General features: G+C 60.2%; 20 protein-coding genes. 9 read left to right on the top strand and 11 right to left on the bottom strand.

Going from position 1 to position 22143, the window contains the following annotated elements; all coding sequences use genetic code 11:
• Positions 1–68 precede the first annotated feature (68 nt).
• Positions 69–1247: an amidohydrolase gene (locus LFT45_RS00270; protein WP_236805977.1), complete on the top strand. Its 1179-nt coding sequence runs from the start codon at positions 69–71 to the stop codon at positions 1245–1247.
• A gap of 474 nt (positions 1248–1721) precedes the next feature.
• Here LFT45_RS00270 and LFT45_RS00275 read toward each other — a convergent pair whose 3' ends face one another.
• The 9 genes from LFT45_RS00275 to LFT45_RS00315 form a co-directional block, all read right to left on the bottom strand.
• Entirely contained in the window at positions 1722–2786 is a 1065-nt protein-coding gene (locus LFT45_RS00275; protein WP_236805978.1) for a Gfo/Idh/MocA family protein, read from the bottom strand.
• Between the two features lie 292 nt (positions 2787–3078).
• Entirely contained in the window at positions 3079–3825 is a 747-nt protein-coding gene (locus tag LFT45_RS00280; RefSeq protein WP_236805979.1) for an SDR family NAD(P)-dependent oxidoreductase, read from the bottom strand.
• Positions 3826–3833: 8 nt separating this feature from the next.
• Positions 3834–4634, bottom strand: coding sequence for a sugar phosphate isomerase/epimerase family protein (locus LFT45_RS00285; RefSeq protein WP_236805980.1), 801 nt, complete (start codon positions 4632–4634; stop codon positions 3834–3836).
• Positions 4635–4676: 42 nt separating this feature from the next.
• A complete protein-coding gene (locus LFT45_RS00290) occupies positions 4677–5996 on the bottom strand; it encodes an MFS transporter (protein WP_236805981.1) in 1320 nt (439 codons plus the stop codon).
• A gap of 81 nt (positions 5997–6077) precedes the next feature.
• On the bottom strand, positions 6078–6521 hold the full coding sequence (locus LFT45_RS00295; RefSeq protein WP_236805982.1) for a type II 3-dehydroquinate dehydratase: 444 nt from the start codon (positions 6519–6521) through the stop codon (positions 6078–6080).
• Between the two features lie 239 nt (positions 6522–6760).
• Positions 6761–7792 carry a LacI family DNA-binding transcriptional regulator gene (locus LFT45_RS00300; RefSeq protein ID WP_236805983.1) on the bottom strand — a complete coding sequence of 344 codons (1032 nt, stop codon included), beginning with the start codon at positions 7790–7792 and terminating at the stop codon, positions 6761–6763.
• 147 nt (positions 7793–7939) lie between these two features.
• Positions 7940–9010, bottom strand: coding sequence for a Gfo/Idh/MocA family protein (locus tag LFT45_RS00305; RefSeq protein ID WP_236805984.1), 1071 nt, complete (start codon positions 9008–9010; stop codon positions 7940–7942).
• 43 nt (positions 9011–9053) lie between these two features.
• Complete coding sequence (locus tag LFT45_RS00310) at positions 9054–9494, bottom strand: type II 3-dehydroquinate dehydratase (protein WP_236805985.1); 441 nt, start codon at positions 9492–9494, stop codon at positions 9054–9056.
• On the bottom strand, positions 9491–10855 hold the full coding sequence (locus LFT45_RS00315; protein WP_236805986.1) for an MFS transporter: 1365 nt from the start codon (positions 10853–10855) through the stop codon (positions 9491–9493). Before LFT45_RS00315 ends, LFT45_RS00310 begins: the two co-directional genes overlap by 4 nt.
• 173 nt (positions 10856–11028) lie before the next feature.
• Here LFT45_RS00315 and LFT45_RS00320 point away from each other — a divergent pair, with 173 nt between their 5' ends.
• Both LFT45_RS00320 and LFT45_RS00325 read left to right on the top strand, forming a co-directional pair.
• A complete protein-coding gene (locus LFT45_RS00320; RefSeq protein WP_236805987.1) occupies positions 11029–11883 on the top strand; it encodes a sugar phosphate isomerase/epimerase family protein in 855 nt (284 codons plus the stop codon).
• Between the two features lie 68 nt (positions 11884–11951).
• Positions 11952–12755 (top strand): IclR family transcriptional regulator, encoded by an 804-nt coding sequence (locus tag LFT45_RS00325; RefSeq protein WP_236805988.1) that lies wholly within the window; start codon positions 11952–11954, stop codon positions 12753–12755.
• 1441 nt (positions 12756–14196) lie between these two features.
• On the opposite strand, the gene LFT45_RS00330 is transcribed toward LFT45_RS00325, so the two are convergent.
• On the bottom strand, positions 14197–16032 hold the full coding sequence (locus tag LFT45_RS00330; RefSeq protein WP_236805989.1) for an ABC transporter permease: 1836 nt from the start codon (positions 16030–16032) through the stop codon (positions 14197–14199).
• Positions 16025–17344 carry an ABC transporter substrate-binding protein gene (locus LFT45_RS00335; RefSeq protein ID WP_236805990.1) on the bottom strand — a complete coding sequence of 440 codons (1320 nt, stop codon included), beginning with the start codon at positions 17342–17344 and terminating at the stop codon, positions 16025–16027. The genes LFT45_RS00330 and LFT45_RS00335 overlap by 8 nt, the downstream gene beginning before the upstream one ends.
• Before the next feature lie 619 nt (positions 17345–17963).
• Here LFT45_RS00335 and LFT45_RS00340 point away from each other — a divergent pair.
• The 6 genes from LFT45_RS00340 to tpiA are packed head-to-tail and all read left to right on the top strand — an operon-like array spanning position 17964 to position 22122.
• Complete coding sequence (locus tag LFT45_RS00340) at positions 17964–18251, top strand: antibiotic biosynthesis monooxygenase family protein (protein WP_236805991.1); 288 nt, start codon at positions 17964–17966, stop codon at positions 18249–18251.
• 13 nt (positions 18252–18264) lie between these two features.
• Positions 18265–18897 (top strand): NADPH-dependent F420 reductase, encoded by a 633-nt coding sequence (locus LFT45_RS00345; RefSeq protein ID WP_236805992.1) that lies wholly within the window; start codon positions 18265–18267, stop codon positions 18895–18897.
• Positions 18898–18921: 24 nt separating this feature from the next.
• Positions 18922–19338, top strand: coding sequence for a cupin domain-containing protein (locus LFT45_RS00350; RefSeq protein WP_236805993.1), 417 nt, complete (start codon positions 18922–18924; stop codon positions 19336–19338).
• Positions 19335–20183, top strand: coding sequence for an amidohydrolase family protein (locus tag LFT45_RS00355; RefSeq protein WP_236805994.1), 849 nt, complete (start codon positions 19335–19337; stop codon positions 20181–20183). Before LFT45_RS00350 ends, LFT45_RS00355 begins: the two co-directional genes overlap by 4 nt.
• Positions 20184–20194: 11 nt before the next feature.
• Positions 20195–21319: a Gfo/Idh/MocA family protein gene (locus LFT45_RS00360; protein WP_236805995.1), complete on the top strand. Its 1125-nt coding sequence runs from the start codon at positions 20195–20197 to the stop codon at positions 21317–21319.
• A gap of 50 nt (positions 21320–21369) precedes the next feature.
• Complete coding sequence (gene tpiA, locus LFT45_RS00365) at positions 21370–22122, top strand: triose-phosphate isomerase (RefSeq protein ID WP_236805996.1); 753 nt, start codon at positions 21370–21372, stop codon at positions 22120–22122.
• Positions 22123–22143: the final 21 nt, after the last annotated feature.

Consider the following 22143-nt stretch of genomic DNA (forward strand, 5'->3'; position numbering starts at 1 on the left):
AAGAAGGGCAACACATGTTTGGTTATGCCTTGCGGGATCTGGAACTCACGCACGAGGAGACTGCCCGAATGCACGAGTTGTACCGCCATCTGCACGCTAACCCGGAACTGTCCACGCAGGAACATCGGACCGCAAGGCTCATTACCGAGCATCTCACTGCCACCGGAGCGGAGACCTTTAGCTGCGGCGGGACGGGCGTCGTGGGCGTACTCCGCAACGGCGAGGGGCCAGTCGTGGGTTTCCGGGCCGACATCGACGGTCTGCCGATCAAGGAGGAAACAGGACTTGATTACGCCAGCCAGGCCACCGGTGCCCTGGCTGACGGGACTCAGGTTCCGGTGATGCACGGCTGCGGCCATGACACGCACATCACCGCAGCGCTGACTGCGGCGGCCTTGCTCGCGGGTGCCACCGACGCCTGGACAGGGACAGTCGTCTTCCTCTTCCAGCCGGGGGAGGAGACGGCCGCCGGAGCGCAGGCGATGGTCGACGATGGTCTGTGGAACAGGGCTCCGAAACCCGAGATAATCTATGGCCAGCACGTCGTGCCGAGTCTGGCGGGCACAGTAAGCATCAGCCGCGGTACCGCTATGGCCATGGCCGCTTCCTGGAAGGTCACTGTCCACGGGCGTCAGGCGCATGGTTCCCAGCCCCAAGAAGCGATCGACCCGATCGTGCTCGGGGCCCACATGTTGGTCCGGCTGCAGACCATCGTTTCGCGTGAGCTGGACCCCGTGCAGTCCGCGGTCGTGACAATCGGAACCTTCCACGGGGGCCTGAAGGAAAACATCATTCCCGCGATGGCCGAGTTCACCATAAACGTACGGTCCTTCGACCAGAAAGTGCACGATGCCGTGCTGACATCAATCCGCCGCATCATCCGCGCAGAGGCAGAAGCCTCCTCCGCGCCGCCCCCTGAAATTGAGGAGCTGTATTCTTTTCCGCTGTGCTACAACGATCCCACGGCGACAGATCAACTTATCCAGGAGTTTCGGGCCACGATCGGAGAGGAAGAGGTCCGCGAGGTTCCGCCGATGATGGCCAGTGAAGACTTCGGGACCCTTGCAACAGCTATCTCTGCCCCCTCGGTTTACTGGACCTTCGGAGGCTATACCGCCGAGACGCTCAGGGCTGACGGGCACATCGCCGGCAACCACTCGCCACATTTCGCCCCCGCCCTGGAACCCACCCTGAGCACTGGCGTCCGGGCTGCTGTGACGGCGATCCTGTCCAAAGGTGGTCGCTGAAAGCCCCGTGCCTGTTGATAAGCAGGACCAGGGCCGGCGGTGCAGTTCCCGGCCGGTTCGCGGCCGCGACCGCTGCTTGGTCGGTGAAGGCCGTAGCCGCTGCACCAAAGCAAATTCGCGCCACATGCGATTTGTGCCGACCTCCGCAATCCCGACAGCCTGACTGGCTCGGACAAGCTCCCTTTGGTGCGGCTGTCCCGTCCACAGCTGGGGTCAATTCGGGTTATCCACCGCTGAAGTTGGGGGAGCCGTTGGGATAGCTCCCTAGCAACAGTAGCGATGGATAACCACCCAAGGATTGTCCTCAGGTGTGGGCGGTAGGGGCTAGCTTCTCCGCGGCTTGCAGATCCAGACTGGCGCCTTTCAGACCCAGCCATGCACCATCTGTCAGGTTGGGGTGTAGGTAGGTGGACAGGCGTATCCCGCTAGGCAGTCCACTGGTCGTGGTCGGTACACCGCAGTTCGAACTGTGGGCTAGACGCTGTGTTCCGCCATCGGCAGTAGTTCATCCATGAAGACTTCTCGGTTTTCTGCGGCTGAGCGGCCCACACCCAAGGTCGCGGCAAGTGTCATCAGACCATCCCGAGCTCCAATCAAGGGTTCGGCACCGGTTCTGATGATGTCAATGAAGTGCTGAAGCTGAGCGGCGTATGCGTGAGATTCTGCTATTTCATGCTTTTCGACAATCAGGGGGTCGTGCCAGTCTCCGCCGTCAGCGTGCTTATAGAGCTTCATGCTTGGGATGGCCAGCGAGCCTTCGGTGCCTCCGATGTGGTAGGCATCCGCAGGAGTATGGGGGAAATACGCGCCCTGTCCTGAGTTCAGGTCCCAGCACCATGGTGAGGCAACGGAGTCGCTCAGCAACAGAGTTCCGAGCGACCCGTTAGTGAACTTCAGGATCACGGCGGCGCTGTCTTCAACTGCAAATTTTCGGACATTGTTGGACGTCACCGCGTGGACGCTATGGATGTCTCCGATGAGATACCGCAACGTGTCAATGTCGTGAATGAGATTGATAAGTATGGGCCCGCCTCCAGGCTGCTGGCGCCATAGGTTATCGAAATACTGATTTTCCTTTTTGATCTGGCACATGCCGTTGACGGTGACAATCTGTCCGAGTTGTCCCCCTGAAATCAGCTGCTTGGCCCGGACAATGTCCGGGCTGTGGCGTCGCTGGTGACCGATGAGGACGGGAACGTCGGCCGCGCCAGCCGCCTCGATAATAGCCAGGGCCGCCTCTTCAGTGTCAGCGACGGGCTTTTCTATCAGCGTAGGTATGCCCGTGCGTATGCACGCTATGCCCGCCTCCCGGTGCATGCTGTTCGGGAGAGCGACAATGGCTCCGTCTAGGCTGACATGACTCAACAGGTCCTCGTAATCAGAGAAGTAGGGCACATCGAGTTCAGCCGCCAGCTGTTGGGCTGATGGTGCAGGATCTGCTATGCCAGCGAGTTCTGCTTCTTGGTTGGCCTTGAGGAATCGTGCGTGCTCGCGGCCGATGAGCCCGGCTCCCATGAGGGCAATTTTGACGGGTTTCATGTAGGTGCTCCGTTTTGATTGTGGATGTCACTTGGGTTGCGAATGCGACCTCGCCGTGGTCTTTCGTCCTGTTCAGGGACCTAGGGTTTCAGTCCTTTTGCTCATCAAGGTCTGATCGTCTGGGAAGAGTGCGGCGGGGTCGACCAGTCCAGGCCGCCCGGCGGACGAACATGCCGGAGTGGGCGGTAAGTGAGCATTTCGCCCACCTCTGATGGTGCGGCCAGGAGAATCTCATGTACTGCGCTGAGGTGAAGGTGCTAGGGCGTTGCAGGTTGCGAGGGGAAGCGCCTGGCTATGCGGTGTTCCGGCCGCCGCTGAGGTCCAGGGTCTGGCCGGTCATGTAACTGGATTCCTCGGAGAGGAGCCATGCGGCCAGGGACGCGAACTCTTCGGGTTTGCCTATCCGGCCCATGGGGACCCGGGCGAGGAGTTCCTTGTTTCTTTCCGGGCTGAGGGCGTTGATAAGTGGGGTCTCGAACATTGACGGCGCCACAGCGTTTACGGTCACGCCGTAGGGGGCCACTTCCTTGGCCGCTGTCTTGACGAGGGAGATCAGCGCCGCCTTCGACGCAGAGTAAGCTGCCTGATGCGGATTTCCTTCTCGCCCGGCAATGGAGGACAGTACTGCGATCCTTCCATGTCCCTGCTCGCGCAACACCGGAAGGAGGAGAGCCAGTCCATGGAAGCAACCGTTGAGGTTGACGTCGAAGGTCAGGTCCCAGCCCTCGACCGACATGTCGTCGACGGGCGATTCGGGACCTTGGATGCCGTGGCAGAACAGTGCTCCATCGAGCCTGCCGTGTTCCTCCAAGAGGTCAGCGAGCACCTGTTTCCATGCCTGCCGATCCCGTACATCGAGTTGCCTCATAAGGGGATCGTTCGCGGCCGGCGGCTGGGCGTCGGTGGCTACGACGATGGCTCCCTCCGCGGTCAGCCGTGACCGCGCTGCTGACCCCAGGCCGCCTGCAGCGCCGGTCAGGAGTATGACTTTGTGTTTGAAACGGTCGGGCCAGATGGTGTTCGGTGACAAGTCGGGCAAGATTGCTCCTAAATTGGCTGCTGGTAAGTGAGTAGTGGCGTCGGCCAGTTGCACTCCCGCAGCAGTTGACTGGCTGACAGAAAAGCCTCATGGACGACCCAGGGCAGTGGAAGCGCGTCGATGGCGTCCGAGAATGGTTCGACAGTGATGGGCGGGACGCCGGCAGGTCGTCCCTTGCACAGGGTGTGAAGCAGTCCGTGCAGGTCAAGATTTCCGTGCCCCGGGAAGGTCCGAAGGTGACGACTTTCGAAGCGGGTGTCCGTCCGGGCATCCGTAAGGTCTGACAGTTGGAGGACGGAAACCCGTTCCAGAACTTCAAGCGTGAGGTCAGTGAAGGAGGCTCCCGACCTGAAGAAATGTATTGCGTCCAGAACCATCGTGGCCTGTTCGCATCCGGGACCTGCGAGCAGATCCATTGTCGATTCGATGTCCGGGAGTTTGCTGTATGGCATGAACTCGACTGCCACGGTCGTCTCCGGCAGGAGGCGGCAGAGGTCGCGTAGTTCCTGTTGTATGACGGCTGGTTCCCCGTCGAAGGCGGCTACGTGTACCCGGTTTGGTTTGAGAATTGCAACCAGTTCGACGAGGGCGTCGTTCATGCGGCTCTGAAAGCTCGTGCCGCCCAGCCTGATGAGCTCGAGTTCGGACAGCTCCAGGTTTCTGGAGTCGAGCAGTCTGCGGATATCGGTCGGTTCCAGTCCTGCTTCCAGAGCGGCAAGGCATTCGCCGATGCTTATCCCGATGCCTGTGTAGCCGACGTTGTGCGCGTATTCAATTGATTGCCGAAGGTCTCGTTGCCGAAGGGCCATGGCGCCCAGGGTTAGATTTGCTGCCACTTTCCGCCTTCTTGCCTATTCGTTCTCTTTGGCATGGAAGTCCATCTTGAATGTCTCGGGGGTCGCCCTGATCATCAGCAGCGTCACCAGGTAGGCCGCAAGAAGGAGGCCGACGATGCTCCAGGTGCTTCCGGTGCTCTGGAGCAGAAGTGCTGCCACGAAGGGCGTCGGGGCGCCCCCAACCAAGTTGGTCAACGTGTACGAGGCCGCGTGTCCTGAATAGCGCACGTGTGTCGGGAACGGCTCCGCGAAGAGTGCTGCGAGGACGCCGAATGCGAAGTACTGGAAACCCAGCAGCAGGATGCTGCCCAACAGCATGAGCCCAAACACCTTGGTGTTGAGAAGCGGGAAGTACGCCACCGCGCCGATCATGCACATGGTCGCACCGGTGTAAAGGATCGGTTTCCTTCCGAACCGGTCTGACATGTAGCCGCCGAACGGGATCGCGAACACTCCAACAACGTTGGTGATCAGCACTAGGGAGAAGCCCACATCGGAGGTCATGCCCAGGACGCGCTTGATGTAATCCAGCGAGTAGGTTGTCACCACGTAGGAGCACGCCACGTTCGCTGCCCACAAGAATGTCAGTCGGAGAATGTGCTTGGGGTACTGCCTGAATACGGTGAAGAGCGGGGTCTTGACGACCTGGTTGTCTTCCCTGGCCTGCTTGAAGACCGGTGTCTCGTCGATCGTCCGGCGGATGATGTAGCCGAGAATGGCCATGATGAAGCCAATGAAGAACGGGATCCGCCACGCCCAGTCAATGAAGGCCTGCTCGCCGACCAGGCCCTGGAGGCTGATCAGTGTGAGCGCTACGAACACCTGGCCCAGGGGTGAGCCCATGTTGACGAGTCCCCCATAGAGGCCCCGTCTTCCGGAGGGGGCGTATTCCAGGGCCATGATCTGCGCGGCGCTGGATTCACCGCCGAGCGCAAAACCTTGTACTACACGGAAGAAGACAAGCAGGACTGTCGCGAACAGGCCCCAAGTGCTGTAGCCGGGCAGGAGGCCGATGGCGAGGGATGCGACGCCCATTGCAATGATGGCTGCAACCATTGTCCGCTGCCGGCCGATCTTGTCGCCCAGATTGGAGAAGAACGCTGCACCAAGGGGTCGGGCCGCCAGGCCGATGCCGAATGCCGCAAAGCTGGCAAGGATACCGGCGACCGGGTCGAGGGAGGGAAAGAAAAGCTTCGGGAAAACGATGGCAGACACGCTGCCGTAGAGGGCGAAATCAAACCATTCGAGGGCCGTGCCGGCAGAAGCGCCGATGAGAACCTTCCGGATTTGTTTCTGGCTGGTTGTTGCGGCTTCATTGCCGGTGGTGGTGGTCATTTGGATTTGCCTCCCATTGGGCAGGGGTAACGGACGGGGATGGCGCGATGCGGGCCGAGGGCATTCAGGCCGGGAGGCTTCTCAGTTCTCCTTGTCACGGATGAGCTCGACAAGGTGCTCAAGCGCGACCCCATATCCGTTGGACTTGAGCCCGGCGATGTAAATCGAGGCCAGGTCGGCGTACATATCGGGGTGGGCCTGCTTCTCGTACTGGAAGATCGCAGACATGTGCACTATCGCGATGGGAAGCTCGGCATCCTTCAGCGAGTCGTACAGGGACCGACCATATGGAGTGAGGCCGGCCGGGTTAATGAGGATGCCGTCAATCTCGTCCTGGACTTCATGCAGCCAGTCGATGAGACCGCCTTCGTGATTCGACTGGGTCTGAACGACCTCGACGCCGAGTTTGTCGGCCAGCACCTCCAGTTCCGCCGTGATGTCGGCGAGCGTCTTCCGGCCATACTTGTCCGGACGGCGCTTCCCCAACCGATTGAGGTTAGGGCCTTGCAATACTGCTATTTTCACAACTTCTCCATCGAAGATACGATCTAAAGAATCATGGGTACGTACCCAATGGGTACGTACCCATATTGTAGTGAGGGCCGCCACTCGTCAAGGGGAGGCCAGCTTTTCGGAAAACATGACGCGTTGGATGAACACGTCTGCGTCAGGTTGGGGTCGTTCTTTCCGGACCCCTGGACCCGCAGGATTGCCTTGCCCTCGCCTCCAAGACGCCACCGGCAGCGGAGAGCAGGCGGGCTGTCTTATGCGCTGAGGTGCTGCCTAAGTGATGACGGTGCCGGCGGCGCTGATGTGCCTCGGACGATGAGTTCCACCGGAAAGACTCTTCGTCCTGGCCGTTGTTCACGCCGCCCCTCCAGGTGGTCGACTAGCATGGCTACGGCCTCCCGCGCCATGTCATCTAGCGGTTGATGCACGGTGGAAAGATTGATCATCTTCCACGACGCGGGCTCGAGGTCGTCAAAGCCCACCACTGACAGCCTGTCCGGAACTTCGACGTCCAGCTCGGCGGCCGCGTCCAGGGCGCCTATGGCCAGCATGTCACTGCCGCAGAAAATGGCAGTGGGAGGGTTAGGCGCCGCGAGGAGCTTGCGGGTCAGGGCGGAGCCGGTGTCGTGGTCAAGGAACCCACGTTCCACCATGTCCTCGGGCAGGGAGAGCCCGTGTCCTTCCAGCGCCGCCCTGAAGAACTCTTCCCGTTGCCGGCCGCTGGTCGTCGACCAGGAGCCGGTGATGAGTCCGATTCGCGTGTGGCCCAAGCCGACCAGGTGATCAGCCACCTGCTGGCAACCCGATTTATCGTCAGGAAGGAGCACCTCGGCCTCAACACTGGGGTCGTCCCGGTTGAACAGGACGATGGGAAGGCTTCGTTCTTTGAACCTCTTGACTGTCGGGGAACCCTCAGTGGCTGAGGCGAAGATGGCACCGTCGACGGGAAGCTCCTGGAGGGTGGCGCCGGCGAGCGAGTCCGGGGCCTCCAGGCTTTCTCGAATCATCACCATCTGGTAATTGCGGGCCGCGAGCTCCCGGTGCATGAGATGGATGATCTGGGTGTAGAAGAGGTTTGCTGTATCGGCCACCACCAGACCCACCGTCCGCGTTCGACGGGTGACCAGGCTCCGGGCGCTGATGTTCACCACGTAGCCGAGCTCAGCCGCTGCAGCAAGAACCTTTTCACGCGTCGCCGGGCGGACGGCGGGGTCGTCGTTCAGAACGCGGGAGACGGTGGATTGCGAGACTCCCGCAAATTCTGCAACATCGACACTGGTAACCATTGTTTTTTCAATATAGCGTTTCCTGGCACGTCAAGAGCCGGCAGCCTCGTCCATCGAGCCAGCCGATCTTCAACAGACCGGGCTGTCCTGGGGCGGGAACCTCGGAGTGGGAACTGCACGTCTGAGGTCGACCGGCAAAAGTTTGGGCTATGCCACAGAGACTTTAGGTATGACCAGTCCTGCGAGGCCGGGAGCCACCGCTCTCTGTGTCCGTGCCGCTTCGTGGGCGGCTTCGACGGCGGCCAAAGATCGTCCGGCGTCGGCCACGCTGACGATTGGCTCGGCTTCTTCGCGGACGACTGCGCAGAAATGGGCCAGTTGGTTCTGGAGGGCGCCGCCCCCGGGCCTTTCCAGGAACTCAGTGGTCAGGGGCGTATGCCAGTCTCGTTGACTGGGGTAGGACCACAGCTTCAACTGCGGCACGGATAGTGATCCCTTGGTGCCGGCGATCAGGAGACTTGGTTCGTCCGGCTGCTGGGCGAACTGCGGGTCGTCGCCGGAGTTCTGGTCCCAGCCCCACGGTGCGGCTGCGGTGTCCGAGCCGGTCAGGGTGCCGATCGTGCCGCGCTCGAACTGGAAGAGCAACCCCGCGGTATCTTCGACTTCGAAGCCACGGATGCGGTTGCTCATGACTGCCTGGACACTGGATATCTCGCCGATGAGGTACCGCATGATGTCCAGATCGTGCACCAAGTTAATCAGCATCACTCCTGCACCCGGACCACGTCGCCAGGAGTCGAAGTATGACTCTGGTTTAGTGGTGAGCCACAAGCCGTTAACGGCGACGATGTCGCCGATTGCGCCGCTCTGGATTGCCTTCTTTGCCGCCGCGATCAGGGGGTGATGCCGGCGGTGGTGGCCCACCAGCACCGGCACTCCCGTGCTCTCGACTGTGCCGGCGAGACGGGCCACTTCGGTAAGGTTCACGCCGACGGGTTTCTCGAGGAGGCAGGGAATGCCAGCTTCGATGGCGAAGGATGCGGTTTCGACATGTGTGTCGTTCGGTGTCGCAATGATCACCGCGTCGACCTTGGCCCCAGCGATCAGGGCTTCGTAGTTGTCGAACTGTTCAGCGCCATAAGCGCTGGACAGTTCTGAGTTGATCGGATCGGCGACAGCGGTGAGTTCGGTATCGGGGTTAGCCGCGATGAATTGGGCGTGGCTGCGGCCCATGCGGCCTGCCCCGATCAGCCCGATGCGCAGTGGCGTTTTTGTCATGGTTATGTCCTGTTTTGGGTCTCGCATCCGAGTGCGGATGTTTTTAGTTCGCTTCGGCAATCTTGTAATAGATGGCTTCCAGGGCAAGGGAGTAGCCGCGCCACCCGGCTCCGGTGATGTATGTGGTGGCCGTTGAGGCGAAGATATCTGTGCGTTCCTTCCCGTCCATGGCATGCCATTGGGAGATATGCACGATGGCGAACGGCTGGAAGGTGTCCCGGACGGCATCGAGGAGCGAGTAGGAATAGGCGCTAAATCCTGCCGGATTGATGACGATCCCGCTGGTCTGTTCCTGCATCGCGTGGATCCACTCGATGAGTTCGGTTTCGCTGTTTGACTGGAAGTGCAGGACTTCGACACCGAGCCTCGCGGCCGTTTTATCAATGTCGCTCTGAATGTCCTGAAGGGTGGTGGTTCCATACTTCTCTGGTCGACGGACCCCGAGCCTGTTGAGGTTCGGGCCGTGGATTACTGCGATTTTCATGCTGACCTTCCGGTTTTGGTTGAGGCGCCGAGTTTCTCCGGCCGTCCAGTGCCGCCCAGTTCCCGCAACGGGGTACGGTACGTTTCCCGCATCCCCAGGGTTGCCAAGGCGGCGACGACGCAGCAGGTGAGGGTAAGGGCGGCGGCCGGAACCCAGCCATCGGGGGAAGCCGGCGAAATCCCGGCCGCCAGGGAGGGCATGAAGCCGGCGATAGCGAAACCGATCTGAGTGCCGATGGCTGTGCCGGAGAGGCGGACCTGTGTGGAGAACTGTTCGCCGTAGAGTGCTGGAAATACCCCGTTTTGGGCGTGGTAGACGATGCCGGACATCAGGATGCCGAACAGGAAGATCAGGGGTACTTGGCCACTGCTGACGGAGGCGAGATAGGGGAACATCAGAATGCCGCTGCCCAGGACGCCGAAGATGTAGACCTTTTTCCGCCCGATGCGGTCGGCAAGGGCAGCCCACGCCGTGATGGAAACCAAAGCCACCGCCGCGGCGGTCACGGACAGCCAGAGCATGGCGGATTTGTCGACGCCGACGGTGTTCGTGGCGAAAGACAGGGCGAACACGCCAAACACCGTGCTGACCGTCGAGACGAGTGAGCTGAGGGCGACCTTGAGCACATCTGCCCAGTTATGGCGGAAGAGTTCGGCCAGCGGCAGCTTGGCGACCGTGTTCTGCTCTTTTTCTTCGGTGAAGGCCGGGGTCTCATCAAGAGTACGGCGGATGAGGTAGCCGACGATCATGACGACGAGTCCAAGGTAGAAGGGGATACGCCATCCCCAAGAGAGGAGCTGGTCCTGTGGCAGGGAGCTGATGGGGATCCACACGGCACTGGCCAGAATGAGCCCGGCCTGGGTACCGCTGAGCGTGAAGCTGGTGAAAAACGACCGGCGGTGCTCGGGGGCGTGCTCAAGTGTCAGCGAATTCGCGCCGGCTTGTTCACCTGAGGCAGAGAAACCCTGCAGCAGGCGCAGGGCAACGAGAAGGATCGGGGCCCAAACACCGATCTGGCCGTAGGTGGGCAGGCATCCGACGAGGAACGTCGCCGCGCCCATGAGGGTCAGCGTGAAGATCAAGATTGTCTTGCGACCGTACTTGTCACCGATGTGACCCATGAAGAACGCACCGATCGGGCGGGCAACGTAGCCGACGCCGAACGTCGCCAATGCAAGCAGCGTTCCGGTCGCTGGATCCGCGGCTGTAAAGAAGATCTTGTTGAAGACCAGTGCGGCTGCAGTGCCGTAAATAAAGAAGTCGTAGTACTCCAGTGCGCTGCCGACAAAACTTGCCACGGCGGCGCGGCGCGGCCGGGCAGTAACATGGCCTGCCCCAGGCTCTGCGGACGTAGTCGTCACGTCATTCCTCCTTGAATGGTTGGACTTAGAACTGGGTTTTTCCCGTCGCATCGTGCGACACGAGTCACACTAGAGTAAGTGGAAGGCAATTCCAAACTGGAACGCTATTCCAGAAGTTTGCTAGGCTAATAGGTACCCGTACTCGGCGCGGGCATGGCCATGAAGGGACGCCCATGAAAACCGCAATAGATTCGTTCTGCTTTCACCGGTACTTCGGAGAGGTTTATCCGGAATTGGAGAGCTTTCCTGACCGCACGTGGTCCATTGACATGTTCGTTGACTTTGCCCGCGACCTCGGCGTGCAGGGAATTTCCATTGAGCACTTCATGGTGCCGGACCTATCCGCGAAGTCACTCGATACACTCCGCCTGTCGGTTGAGGAAGCAAATCTCGAACTGGTCTGGGCCTGGGGCCATCCCAACGGGCTCTCATCCGGCCAGGATCCCGAGGCGCTGCACGATCTTGAACGGCACATCGACGTCGCGGCAGCCCTTGGCTCCTCGGTCATGCGTATCTGCGCGGGCGGGCGTCGAACCCGGATTGAGGACTGGGCGGAGCATCGCCGACTCCTTGTTCCCCTGTTGGGCGCAGCAGCCGAACGGGCAGCAGCGCGAAACGTGACTCTCGCCCTGGAGAACCACGCGGATCTCTACGGTGAGGAAATCCTCGACCTCCTGCAGGCCGTCGATAACCCGTACCTGGGCATATGCCTGGACACCGGGAACAATCTCCGGATGCTCGAAGACGTCATGCCCGTCATCGAGGCCCTCGCCCCACACGCCAAGGCCGTTCATTTAAAGGACATCGCTGCCTACCGCGGAGATCCCAGGCATTTTGGATTCTGGCCAAGCGTTCCGCTCGGAGAAGGCCTGATCGACGTACCCCGAGCCTTGCGTGCCCTGCAGGGAGTTGGCTACGACGGCCTGCTCGCAGTCGAGATAGACTTCCTCAAACCCGGAAACGGAGACGAGACTGCGGCAGTCACGCAGAGCATCGACAGCCTGAAACTGTTCCTGGACCAACTCTAGGATGGCCACCAGCGACCCATGGAGGAAGACATGGACCCGTTCATGAACCGATCAGACCAAGGATACAAATGAGTTCTGCTCTCCTGCGGGGTTTGAAAATACTGGAACTGCTCGCCACCGAACCGGAAGGTCTGGCTCTGGGCGACATTGCGACCCGACTCCAGCTTCCCAACAGCGCAACCCACAGACTCGTCACAGAGCTCGTCGAGACCGGCTACGTCAGGCGAAGCACCAACGGCAGCGACTACGCCCTCAGCCTGAAGCAAATCTCACAGTCGCTGACATACCTGTCCAAAATTGACCTGGTGGACCAGGCGAAACCATCCATAGACCGTCTCGCCCGGCTTTCCAGAGGACTTGTCCGCCTTGCCATAGTCGACGACGGGCGCCTGATGTGGGTTCTGAAGTCCCAAGGTGCCACATCGAACATCAAATACGACCCGCCAATGCATCATGATGTCCGGCTCGCATGCGCATCCAGCGGATACGCCTGGCTCTCCCAACTCAGCGACGAAAAAGCCCTGGAAATCGTCCTTCGGCAGGGCATCCCAACTGAAGGCTTCGGACCCAACGCGCCCCGTACTGTCGAACAAGTCCTGGCACACATCCACCAGGCGCGCTCGGACGGCTACGCCACCGCCGTCGAGACGTACGAGGAAGGCATCCGCTCGCTGGCAATGCCCATAGTAAACGCTGACATTGGCCAGGTTACCGGCGTCGTCACCATCGCCGGTCTTCTTATGCATATGACGGACGAGCATGTAGAAAAGCTCATCCCGGCGTTGCGCGAAGAAACCGAGATCCTCAGCCACGCACGGCTTGACTACGTCCCATACCTGCTGCCAACCCAGCGGCCAAAACAGCTGGCATAGACACCTCCTCGCCGCGGAGCAGACTGCATGGAACTGCAACGGACCCTTGCAACAGCTATCTCTGCCCCTCGGTTTACTGGACCTTCGGAGGCTATACCGCCGAGACGCTCAGGGCTGACGGGCACATCGCCGGCAACCACTCGCCACATTTCGCCCCGCTTTGGAACCCACCCTGAGTACTGGCGTCCGGGCTGCGATGACGGCGATCCTGTCCAAAGGTGGTCGCTGAAAGCCCCGTGCCTGTTGATAAGCAGGACCAGGGCCGGCGGTGCAGTTCCCGGCCGGTTCGCGGCCGCGACCGCTGCTTGGTCGGTGAAGGCCGTAGCCGCTGCACCAAAGCAAATTCGCGCCACATGCGATTTGTGCCGGCCTCCGCAATCCCGTCAACCTGACTGGCTCGGACAAGCTCCCTTTGGTGCGGCTGTCCCGTCCACAGCTGGGGTCAATTCGGGTTATCCACCGCTGAAGTTGGGGGAGCCGTTGGGATAGCTCCCTAGCAACAGTAGCGATGGATAACCACCCAAGGATTGTCCTCAGGTGTGGGCGGTAGGGGCTAGCTTCTCCGCGGCTTGCAGATCCAGGCCGGCGCCTTTCAGACCCAGCCATGCACCATCTGTCAGGTTGGGGTGTAGGGGACGGAGGTTGAACATGTAAAGGCGTTTCCGTTGATCGCGGGCGGGTACTTTCCGCCTGTGGTCGACCAGGACGACGAGCGTCTCCGAGCCAGGACCGTTGATTGCGTGGAAGTCTGAGGCCAGCGGCCAGCCCTGATGTCGCCTGGCTCTGGCCCCCGGTCAAGGGGTCGATGTCTGTGGAACAACCGTTGTCTCAGAAGATCGGCAGGACTGCGCCGGTACAGGCGCGGTACGGGGACAGACCTGGCAACGACTTATCCATGCTTCTTCCCGCGGTCTTCGGGACCATCATCTGCCTGTTTATGGACTTGAGACCCGTCGCCGTCGTATACGAGGACTCTTCCTCTCCCTTCGTCCAGTTGGACCCAGAAAATATTGGCTTCGTCGTTGATCACGTCGATATATCCGGTTCTGCAACAGTCGCCAGTACGCCGGACTGAAACTCTGTCGCCTGTGTTCAAATAAACCCAGTCGCCGCTGCCGATGTGTGGAGAGGATTGGTTGGGTGGCACTCAGGGCTCCGGATAGGTGGGATGGTCGGGTGATCGGAGTCTTGCGGTCTTTCAGTGACCCCTCGAGGCGCCTGATATAGCTGCTGTCATCAGCGTGCGTGGGCCCGCAGCAGAGTAGTTCAGTGCCGCCGCACTGGCGGCACTGAACTACTGTCGGGAATTATCCATCACGGTTGGAACAACAGAGGCCTGGACCCATGAGGGTAGTTGTCCTCCGTCCTGCCGATGCTTCTTGTGCCACTAAGGTTTCTCCAGCCGGGCTGCCCGAAGCCGGCCTCTCAGCCAAGGCGTCTACTAGCCCTTTACGCCCGACTGGGTAAGGCTTTCTATGATCCACTTCTGCGCTATGACGTAGACGATCAGGGCTGGCAGGATGGCGAGAGCCGTGGCTGCCATGATGATGTTTACCTGGCCGGTGCTAAACGGGCCGCGCATAAGGACGAGGGCCAGGGGCAGGGTGGCCGAACCTTGGCTGCTGAGGAAGATAGAAGGCAGGAAGTACGCGTTCCAACTGGCGAGGAAGGTGATAACGCCTAGGGAGCTCAGTCCGTTCTTGACCAGAGGGAGCGCGACCAGCCGGTAGGTTTGCCAAGGCCCGGCGCCATCGATTTTGGCAGCTTCAATGAGCTCCTTGGGGATGGTGAGGAAGAACTGCCGCATCAGGAAGACGCCGAAGGCTCCTGTCACGTAGGGAAGGATCAGGCTCCAAGGTGAGTTGATAAGCCCTAGGTTTCTCATGATGAGAAACAGCGGAATCACCGTGACCTGGATGGGCACCATCATGGAGGCCAGCAGCATGACGAAGAGGCCGTTCTGACCAGGGAATTTCAGCCTGGCGAAGGCATAGCCTGCCAGCGGTGCTGTGATGAGGAGCCCGAGAGTTGTGACGATTGCGATGAGTGAGCTGTTGAGCATGTTGGTCAGCAGGGGCAAGGGCCCGTTGACCGCTTGGGCGTAGTTGTCCCACCTGAACTCAAGGGGTATCCAGCTTGGGGGTAGGTCATAGGCGTTTTCCGGCGACTTTAATGACGTGACAAACATCCAGAGGAACGGGGCGATCATGCCGATCCCGCCCAAAACCAGTACAGCCATGGCGAGGATGCGGCCCACGGGGATTGCGCGCGCAGTATCCCGTCGGGGCGCGGCTGGGACTTGCGGCTTTGTGGCGGTCACGAGTGTCCTACTCATAGTGAACCCACCTCTTTCGGAGTCGGAATTGAACAGCGTTACCAGGAGGATGATCACGAACAACGTCACGGAGATCGCGGAGGCGTACCCGATTTGGAAGTCACTGAAGGCGCGCTCGGCGATATACATGACGATGCTTCGGGTGGCGTCCCCCGGACCGCCGCCGGTCAGGACGATAATCGACTCGTAGATCTGGAACGCGCCGATGACGGTGATGGTGATATTGAAGAAGATCGCTTGGCTGATCATAGGGACGGTTACCTTGCGGAAGATTGTTATCGGCCCCGCACCGTCGATCTTTGCGGCTTCCTCGAGCTCGCGCGGCACTTCCTGCAGGGCGGCCGTGTAGATGAGCATCGCAAACCCGATGTTCCGCCAGACATCAACGATGATCACGCTCCACCGTGCCTGAGCGTCATCCGTGAGCCAGCTCAGGGGCTGTCCTCCGAGTGCCTGGATGTAGTAGTTAACAATGCCTGTGTCGCGCTGGAAGAGTGCCTGCCAGATGAGTGCGACGTAGACCAGGGAGACGAGGGACGGGAAGAAATACACCGACCGGAAAATGACGGTCATGGACCGTGGCATTCGCTGGTTGACGAGAACAGCGAATATCACTGCGAGTACGTTGATGAAGACCACTGCCGCGATCACGTAAATGATGGTGTTGAAGTACACCGTCCCTAGACGGGCATCGGAGAAGAGTCGTGCATAGTTCTGAAAGCCGACGAATCTCGGAGGGGATATCACGTCGTACTTGGTGAAGCTGAAGTACAAGACGGCAGCGAGTGGCCCGAGCACAAATATTGCAAATCCCAATACGGACGGTGCCACGAACCAATAGCCGGTGATGGCTTCCCTGCGGCTCGATGGGCTTCCCTTCCGGACGGTGGTCGCGGTCCGGAAGGGAAGCCGGGAGCTCTCGGTGGAGAGAAGGTCAGCCATTACCGACCGTTGCCTCTACCTCGGAATTTGCCTTCTCCAGCTCAGCTGCAGCGTCTCCGCCGGCCAGGATGCTGGCAATTGCCCTTTGGAAGGCGGGCTCAAGCGAGGTGAAGAATGTTGGCGCGGCGACAGGCTTGGCATACTTGATCGTGTCGTACAGGTACTTGGCGTTGCGATGACGGCCGAGGAACACTTTGGAAGTTGCCGCTGTGTGCGTGGTGGGATTCGACGTGCCGAGAGTCGCCCACGACTTCTGAACATCCTGGCTTGCAAGTTCCTTGAGGAGTTCCCATGCGAGGTCCCGGTTCTTGGTGTTTTTGTAGATCGAGAATCCTGCTGCTCCGAAAACAGTCGCCTTTTCGGATTTCTTGGGCATGGGGACAATGCCAAACTTCAAATCAGGGGAGCCCTTGATCAGGGTCGAGGAGAGATTTGCCGGCGCTGCCACCATGGCGACTTTTCCGGCGGTGAAAAGGTCGTTGGCCTCCGTCCCGGCCGGTTCCGGTGCTACGCCGTGTTCCTTAACCAGGCTTTGCAGGAACTTCATTGACTCGATGGTTTTCGGCGAGTTCAGTGTCGGCTTGGCCAGATCGTCGGAGGCGAGGGACGCCCCGTTGGAGTAGAGCCACGGGATGTAGGCAAAGGTGTAGTTTTGGAGGCCGAAGCCGTACTTCTTTTCGCCGCCTTGGCCGCTTGTCAGTTTCTTGGACGCGGCAAGGAACTCGTCCCATGTCCAGTCATCACTGGGCCGTTTGATGCCGGCCTTGGCGAACATGTCTTCGTTGTAGTACATGACCATGGCGTTCCAGTTATTGGGCACCAGGTAGGTGTCTTCACCCTTGGTGAAGCCTTTCAGCAGGTTCGGATCGATGTCGGCCATAAGGGCTTTTACGGATTCATCCTGCTTCACGTAATTCGTGAGCGGGAGGAAGAGATCCTTGCTGAGGCCGAACTCGACGCCCTCGGTGGCGATGTTGATGATGTCAGGTGCGTCGCCGGAGGCCACGGATGTCAGGATCTTGTTGATGTAGTCACTCCAGTTCACGACCTGGGTGAAGTTGTTGGTGACCTTGACGTTGGGGTACTTCTTGTTGAAGCGTTTAATGGCCGCGTCGTAGACGGCCTCGTCACCGGGATTTCCCCAGTTCGAGATGGTCAGATTTGCCTGAACGTTCGATTCCGGGGCCTTGTAATCCCCCGTCGGGCCCTCGCTTGTCCCGCCGGCGTCTCCGCCGGCGCAACCGGCCAAGAACAGGGAGGATGCGGCTGCCAGCGCCGCCATTCGAAGTATTGCAGTTTTCTTTATTCCCACATCGTGCTCCTTTGCATCGTGCATTGTCCGCGGTCAACGCGGATCAGTCACGTCATTGTCCGGGGATGGTGCTGGTTGTTCTGGGCATGCCTCGTGTTCCCGGCGAACTGCAGGCGAGGTGGCTCCAGACGTACATTCAGCCCGGCTGAGCCTGCTAAATGCATTTAGCGTCGGGAATGAGTGAAACAGCTCACGTCTCCGGTTGTCAATAGATTTCACTCGGCATCTCCATGTTCCGAATCAGTGCAGCGCGCGCGGAAGCGCTGCGGACCTTCTCCCCAGCCGGAGGCTGCCGTGAGGGGCCAAGGGAAGGCTGGGGCAGACGGGTTGGGGGTGACGATCCGGCCCTGGTGCCAGGGGGTGCCTGTCTGACGTGCAGGGTGGGGAATGGGGTTTGCGGCCGATTATGCGTTTTTCGGCAAGCCTCTTGACCGCGGTTCGGGGAGCTGCTTATAGTCAGCTAAATCCATTTAGCAAGGCGATGGATCGAGCACCGCGAGCGAGAAGGCGCTCCAGGGCGCACGTGATCTGAAGCCATTAATGCCTGTTCTCCAGAGGTCACGGACCTGCGCCTTTTCCGTTTCACCCCCCACTTACCACTTGCCCTGAGGAGGGTTCATTGAGTGTTTTGGAAGTTGCCCAACTGTCGATCAAGGACGGTTCAGAGGCCGCATTTGAGTCCGCGTTTTCGGAGGCGAAGCTCCTTATTGAAGCTGCTCCCGGCCACATTGAGTCCTCGCTGACCAGCTCGGCTTCGGCAGACGAATATGTGTTGCTCGTCTGGTGGCGGACTCTCGAGGATCATGTCGAGAAATTCGTAGGATCCCCGGAGTTTTCGAAGTTCCAGGGCCTCATCGGTGAGTACCTCGCGGGAGAGCCGGCCGTAAAGCATTTTCAAGAACTGTGAAAGGAACAACGACGTGAGCACTATTGCGATCATGGGCACAGGACTCATGGCAAGCGCCCTCGGTAAGGGCTGGACCAAGGCGGGACACCAGGTCCAGATCGGGTCCCGCTCCCCTGAAGCGGTTCAGAGCGCAGACCTGGGCTATGAGCCAGCGGTGGTAGGCGATTACCGCACCGCACTGGCGGGCAGCGACACGGTCGTCCTGGCCATTCCCTTCACAGCTGTCGTCCCCTTTGTTGAGGAACACCAGGAAGCCCTGGCAGGAAAGACCATCATCGACATTTCCAACCCCTTCGACGCACTGCCGGGCAATGAACTGGCCGGCGCGGAGTACACGGCGAAGGCGCTGGGAACCACCGACGGTCTCGTTGCAGCCTTCAAAGACAACTTCGCGGCAACCGTCAATGCACCCGGCGCAGCGGACGGTAACCGCCCGGATGTGAAAATCGCTGGCGACGATGACGAAGCCAAAGCTGTAGTTGCAGCACTCGCGGCGGATTTGAACCATCGAGTGCTCGATTGCGGGCCGCTCCACAATGCACGGCTCATCGACAGCATGGTCTCACTCATGCTGATCCTGGACCGCACGTACACCGGTTTCACGATGAAGACCGGGTGGCGTTTCACCGGTCTGACCGAGAACTGACCTCTAGCAGACACGAGATAAAGCATGAATAGTTCCAACAGCGCAAACACCGTAGAGTCCGTCGTCCTGCCGTGGGGCGTTGCGAAGTGGCTGATCACGGCAGACCAAGGGGCACAGATGTCTCTTGGCGAGGTGATCGTCCTCCCGGGCCAGTCGCACGAGTGGCACAATCACGAGGACAGCGACGAAGTGGTCTATGTCATTTCCGGACACGGCGCTTTCACTGTAGGCGAAGGTAACCGGATTCCCATCGGCCCGGGAGACGCGATCCATATTCCCGTCGGCGTCTTCCATGACTCCCATAACACTGGCTGGGCACCTCTGCATCTGCTGGTGATGTACAGCCCCGGCGGGCCCGAAGGCACGACTCCGGAAAACGCCCACGAGCTGGTACCTGCAGGAGCACCCCTGACCATGCGCACATCAGTGGAAGAAGCATGACGGCGGCCCAGGCCCGCGGCGCTGAATCAGCAGGAATCATGATGCGCCGAAGCATCGATGTCCACGCACACATCGGCAAGACCGTGGCGAACAACATCGGCCAGACGGTGGAACAGATGATCCGAAGCATGGACGCTGCCGGCGTAACAGAATCCTTGTTGTCCCCGGCAGCAGCGGACCGTCAGGCCGAAGGCATCGTTAACACGCGGCGCATGAACGACATTGTCGCCGAGGCGGTCAGGGATCACCCGGAACGTTTCCCTGCCGGGCTCGGCCTGGTTGAACCCAGGCACGAGGAACTGGCCGTCACGGAGCTCCTCCGATTGCTCGATGACCTGGGTTTGGCCGGCATCTCTGTCCATCCAATGCTGGAAGGCTACTACCTGGACGTCCCCCTGCGGGTGGATCCACTATTTGAGGTCCTGGACGACCGGCGGGCCCTGTGCCTCATGCATTGCTCTCCCGATCCCGGCTCGGGGGAGTCACCACGGGCCGTGCGCGTGGCTGCCAGCAAGTTCCCGAACGTAACGATCTTTCTCGGCCATGCGTTCCTCACCCCGCAGCAGCAGGCGGAGGCGGTCGAAATAGTCAAGGATCTGCCCAACGTATTTTTCGACGTGGCCTACCAGTCGGACCCGCGGATGACCGAGTCCCTTGTCTCGGCGGTGGGCAGCGAACGCGTCGTTTTCGGGAGCGACGCACCTTTCTACGACCTTGGCAAGGTACTGCAGTCCGTCCTTAACGCCAACATCACGGACACGGAAAAAGACAACATCCTCTTCCGCAACGTCCAAAAAGTCCTCGACGCGCGTGCACAGCTGCACCGCGGGTCGCTGATCAAGTAAGAGAGACAACCATGTCAGAAAAAAACCCAGTCCGGCTCGGCGTGATCGGAGCCGGCTACATTGCCGGCGTCCACGGCGTCGCAGCAGCAGGCATCCAAGACGAACTGCAGATCGTAGCGGCCGCCGATGAAAACCTTCAGGCCGCCGAAGCGATAGTTGCCAAGTACGGGTGGGGCAAGGCCTACGGCAACGTTGCAGCGATGCTCGCTTCCGAACAGCTGGACGGCGTCATTATCGCCACCTGGCCCAGCACGCACCTGGAACTGATCCGCCAGTGCGTTGCAGCAGGTATCCGGTATGTCCTCTGCGAAAAGCCCTTCGTCCTCACCGGGGCCGAAGCACTCGAAGTATGGACCCTGGCCAAAGAAACCGGTGCCATCATCACCGAAGCCTTCATGTACCGCCACCACCCTGCCATCACACGGATTGACCGGCTACTGGCCGCCGGCGAGCTGGGCAAGCTTGACCACGTGCGCGCCAGCTTCACCTACGTGAACCTGGCATCCGAACTGGGCATCGATCCGAACGACCCGAACCGTCCGTGGCGGTTCCGCGCGGACCAGGGCGGCGGCGCGCTCTACGACATCGGCGCATATGCCATCAATGCCTGCACACACGTAGCAGGTGCCGTGCCGACACGCGTCGCCGCCTTCGGCCGCGCGAAGAACGTTTTCGGCACCAGCGACAAGATCATTGGCCTCATCGATTACGCAAACGACACCGTCGGAATGATCGAGGCCAGCGAAATTTCCGATTCCACCCAGGAACTGCAGATTTCAGGGGACAAGGGGACGCTTTATCTGCCCTTCACCTGGACGATCTATGACGAGACAGAAATCTCAATCCGCCGGGCCATCCCGACCAGCCATAGGGACCCAGAACGGATCTTCAGGACCCTGGAGGACCGGTATGCCATTGCTAAGTCAAACGCCTTCCAGGATCAGTTGCTCAACGTTGCCGACGTCGTCCGAAATGATGCGAAGCCGCGCGTAGGCCTGGCTGAGACCGTCATCAACACGGTCACGATGGAAGCGCTGGCCCGCAGCCTGAACGAGCGGGAAGAAATTGACGTAGTGGTCCCCGACGATGTGACTGAGGCCTTCCTGAAGGCCAAAGCCGGGCAGCCGGGCATCTGACGATGGGGGATAAGGAAGTGTTGCCCTTCTGGCTGGGCACTTCTTGGAAGATGAACAAGACCCTGGGCGAGTCAGCGCGATACGCGGCACATCTCAGGGAGTACGTGAGCAGTTCCGCCAAGAACGGAAGGGAATACTTCCTTATCCCACCGCACACCGCCCTAGCGACAGTGGCCGCCGAGCTGAACGGCAGCAACATCCACGTCGGTGCCCAAAACATTCACCACGAAGACAACGGAGCACACACCGGCGACATATCTGCAGAAATGGTCGCAGACGCCGGTGCTGTGATCATCGAAATCGGCCACCAGGAACGCCGCCGGGATCACCAAGAAACCGACGCCCTCATCAACAAAAAAGTACTGCGCTCCCTCGCCTGGTGTCTGCGGCCCCTGGTGTGCATCGGCGACACAGCGGAGGACCGCCACTACGGAACTCACCTGGAGGCCGTGCGCCGCCAGGTAAAAATCGCACTCAACGGCCTGACCGCAGATGACCTGGAAAGCGTGCTCCTGGCCTACGAGCCCGCGTGGTCGATAGGGATCAATGGAATTCCTGCCACACCGGAGCAGATAGCCGAAATGCACTCCACCGTGCAGGCGACGCTGATCGAACTCTACGGCCCTGCACCCGGGCTGTGTGTTCCCGTGCTGTACGGCGGAAGCGTCACCGCCGACAACGCAGCCAACCTCGCCCTGGTGCCTGGCGTCCACGGTCTTTTCGTTGGCCGGGCAGCACTTCACGTCGAAAACTTCATCAGCATCAGCGACGCACTCAACACCACAACCGCTTCTCAGAGATAGGCAGATAAACAATATGGCCGC

This window comes from Arthrobacter sp. FW305-BF8 (assembly GCF_021789315.1).
In the GTDB taxonomy this organism is placed as follows: Bacteria; Actinomycetota; Actinomycetes; order Actinomycetales; family Micrococcaceae; genus Arthrobacter.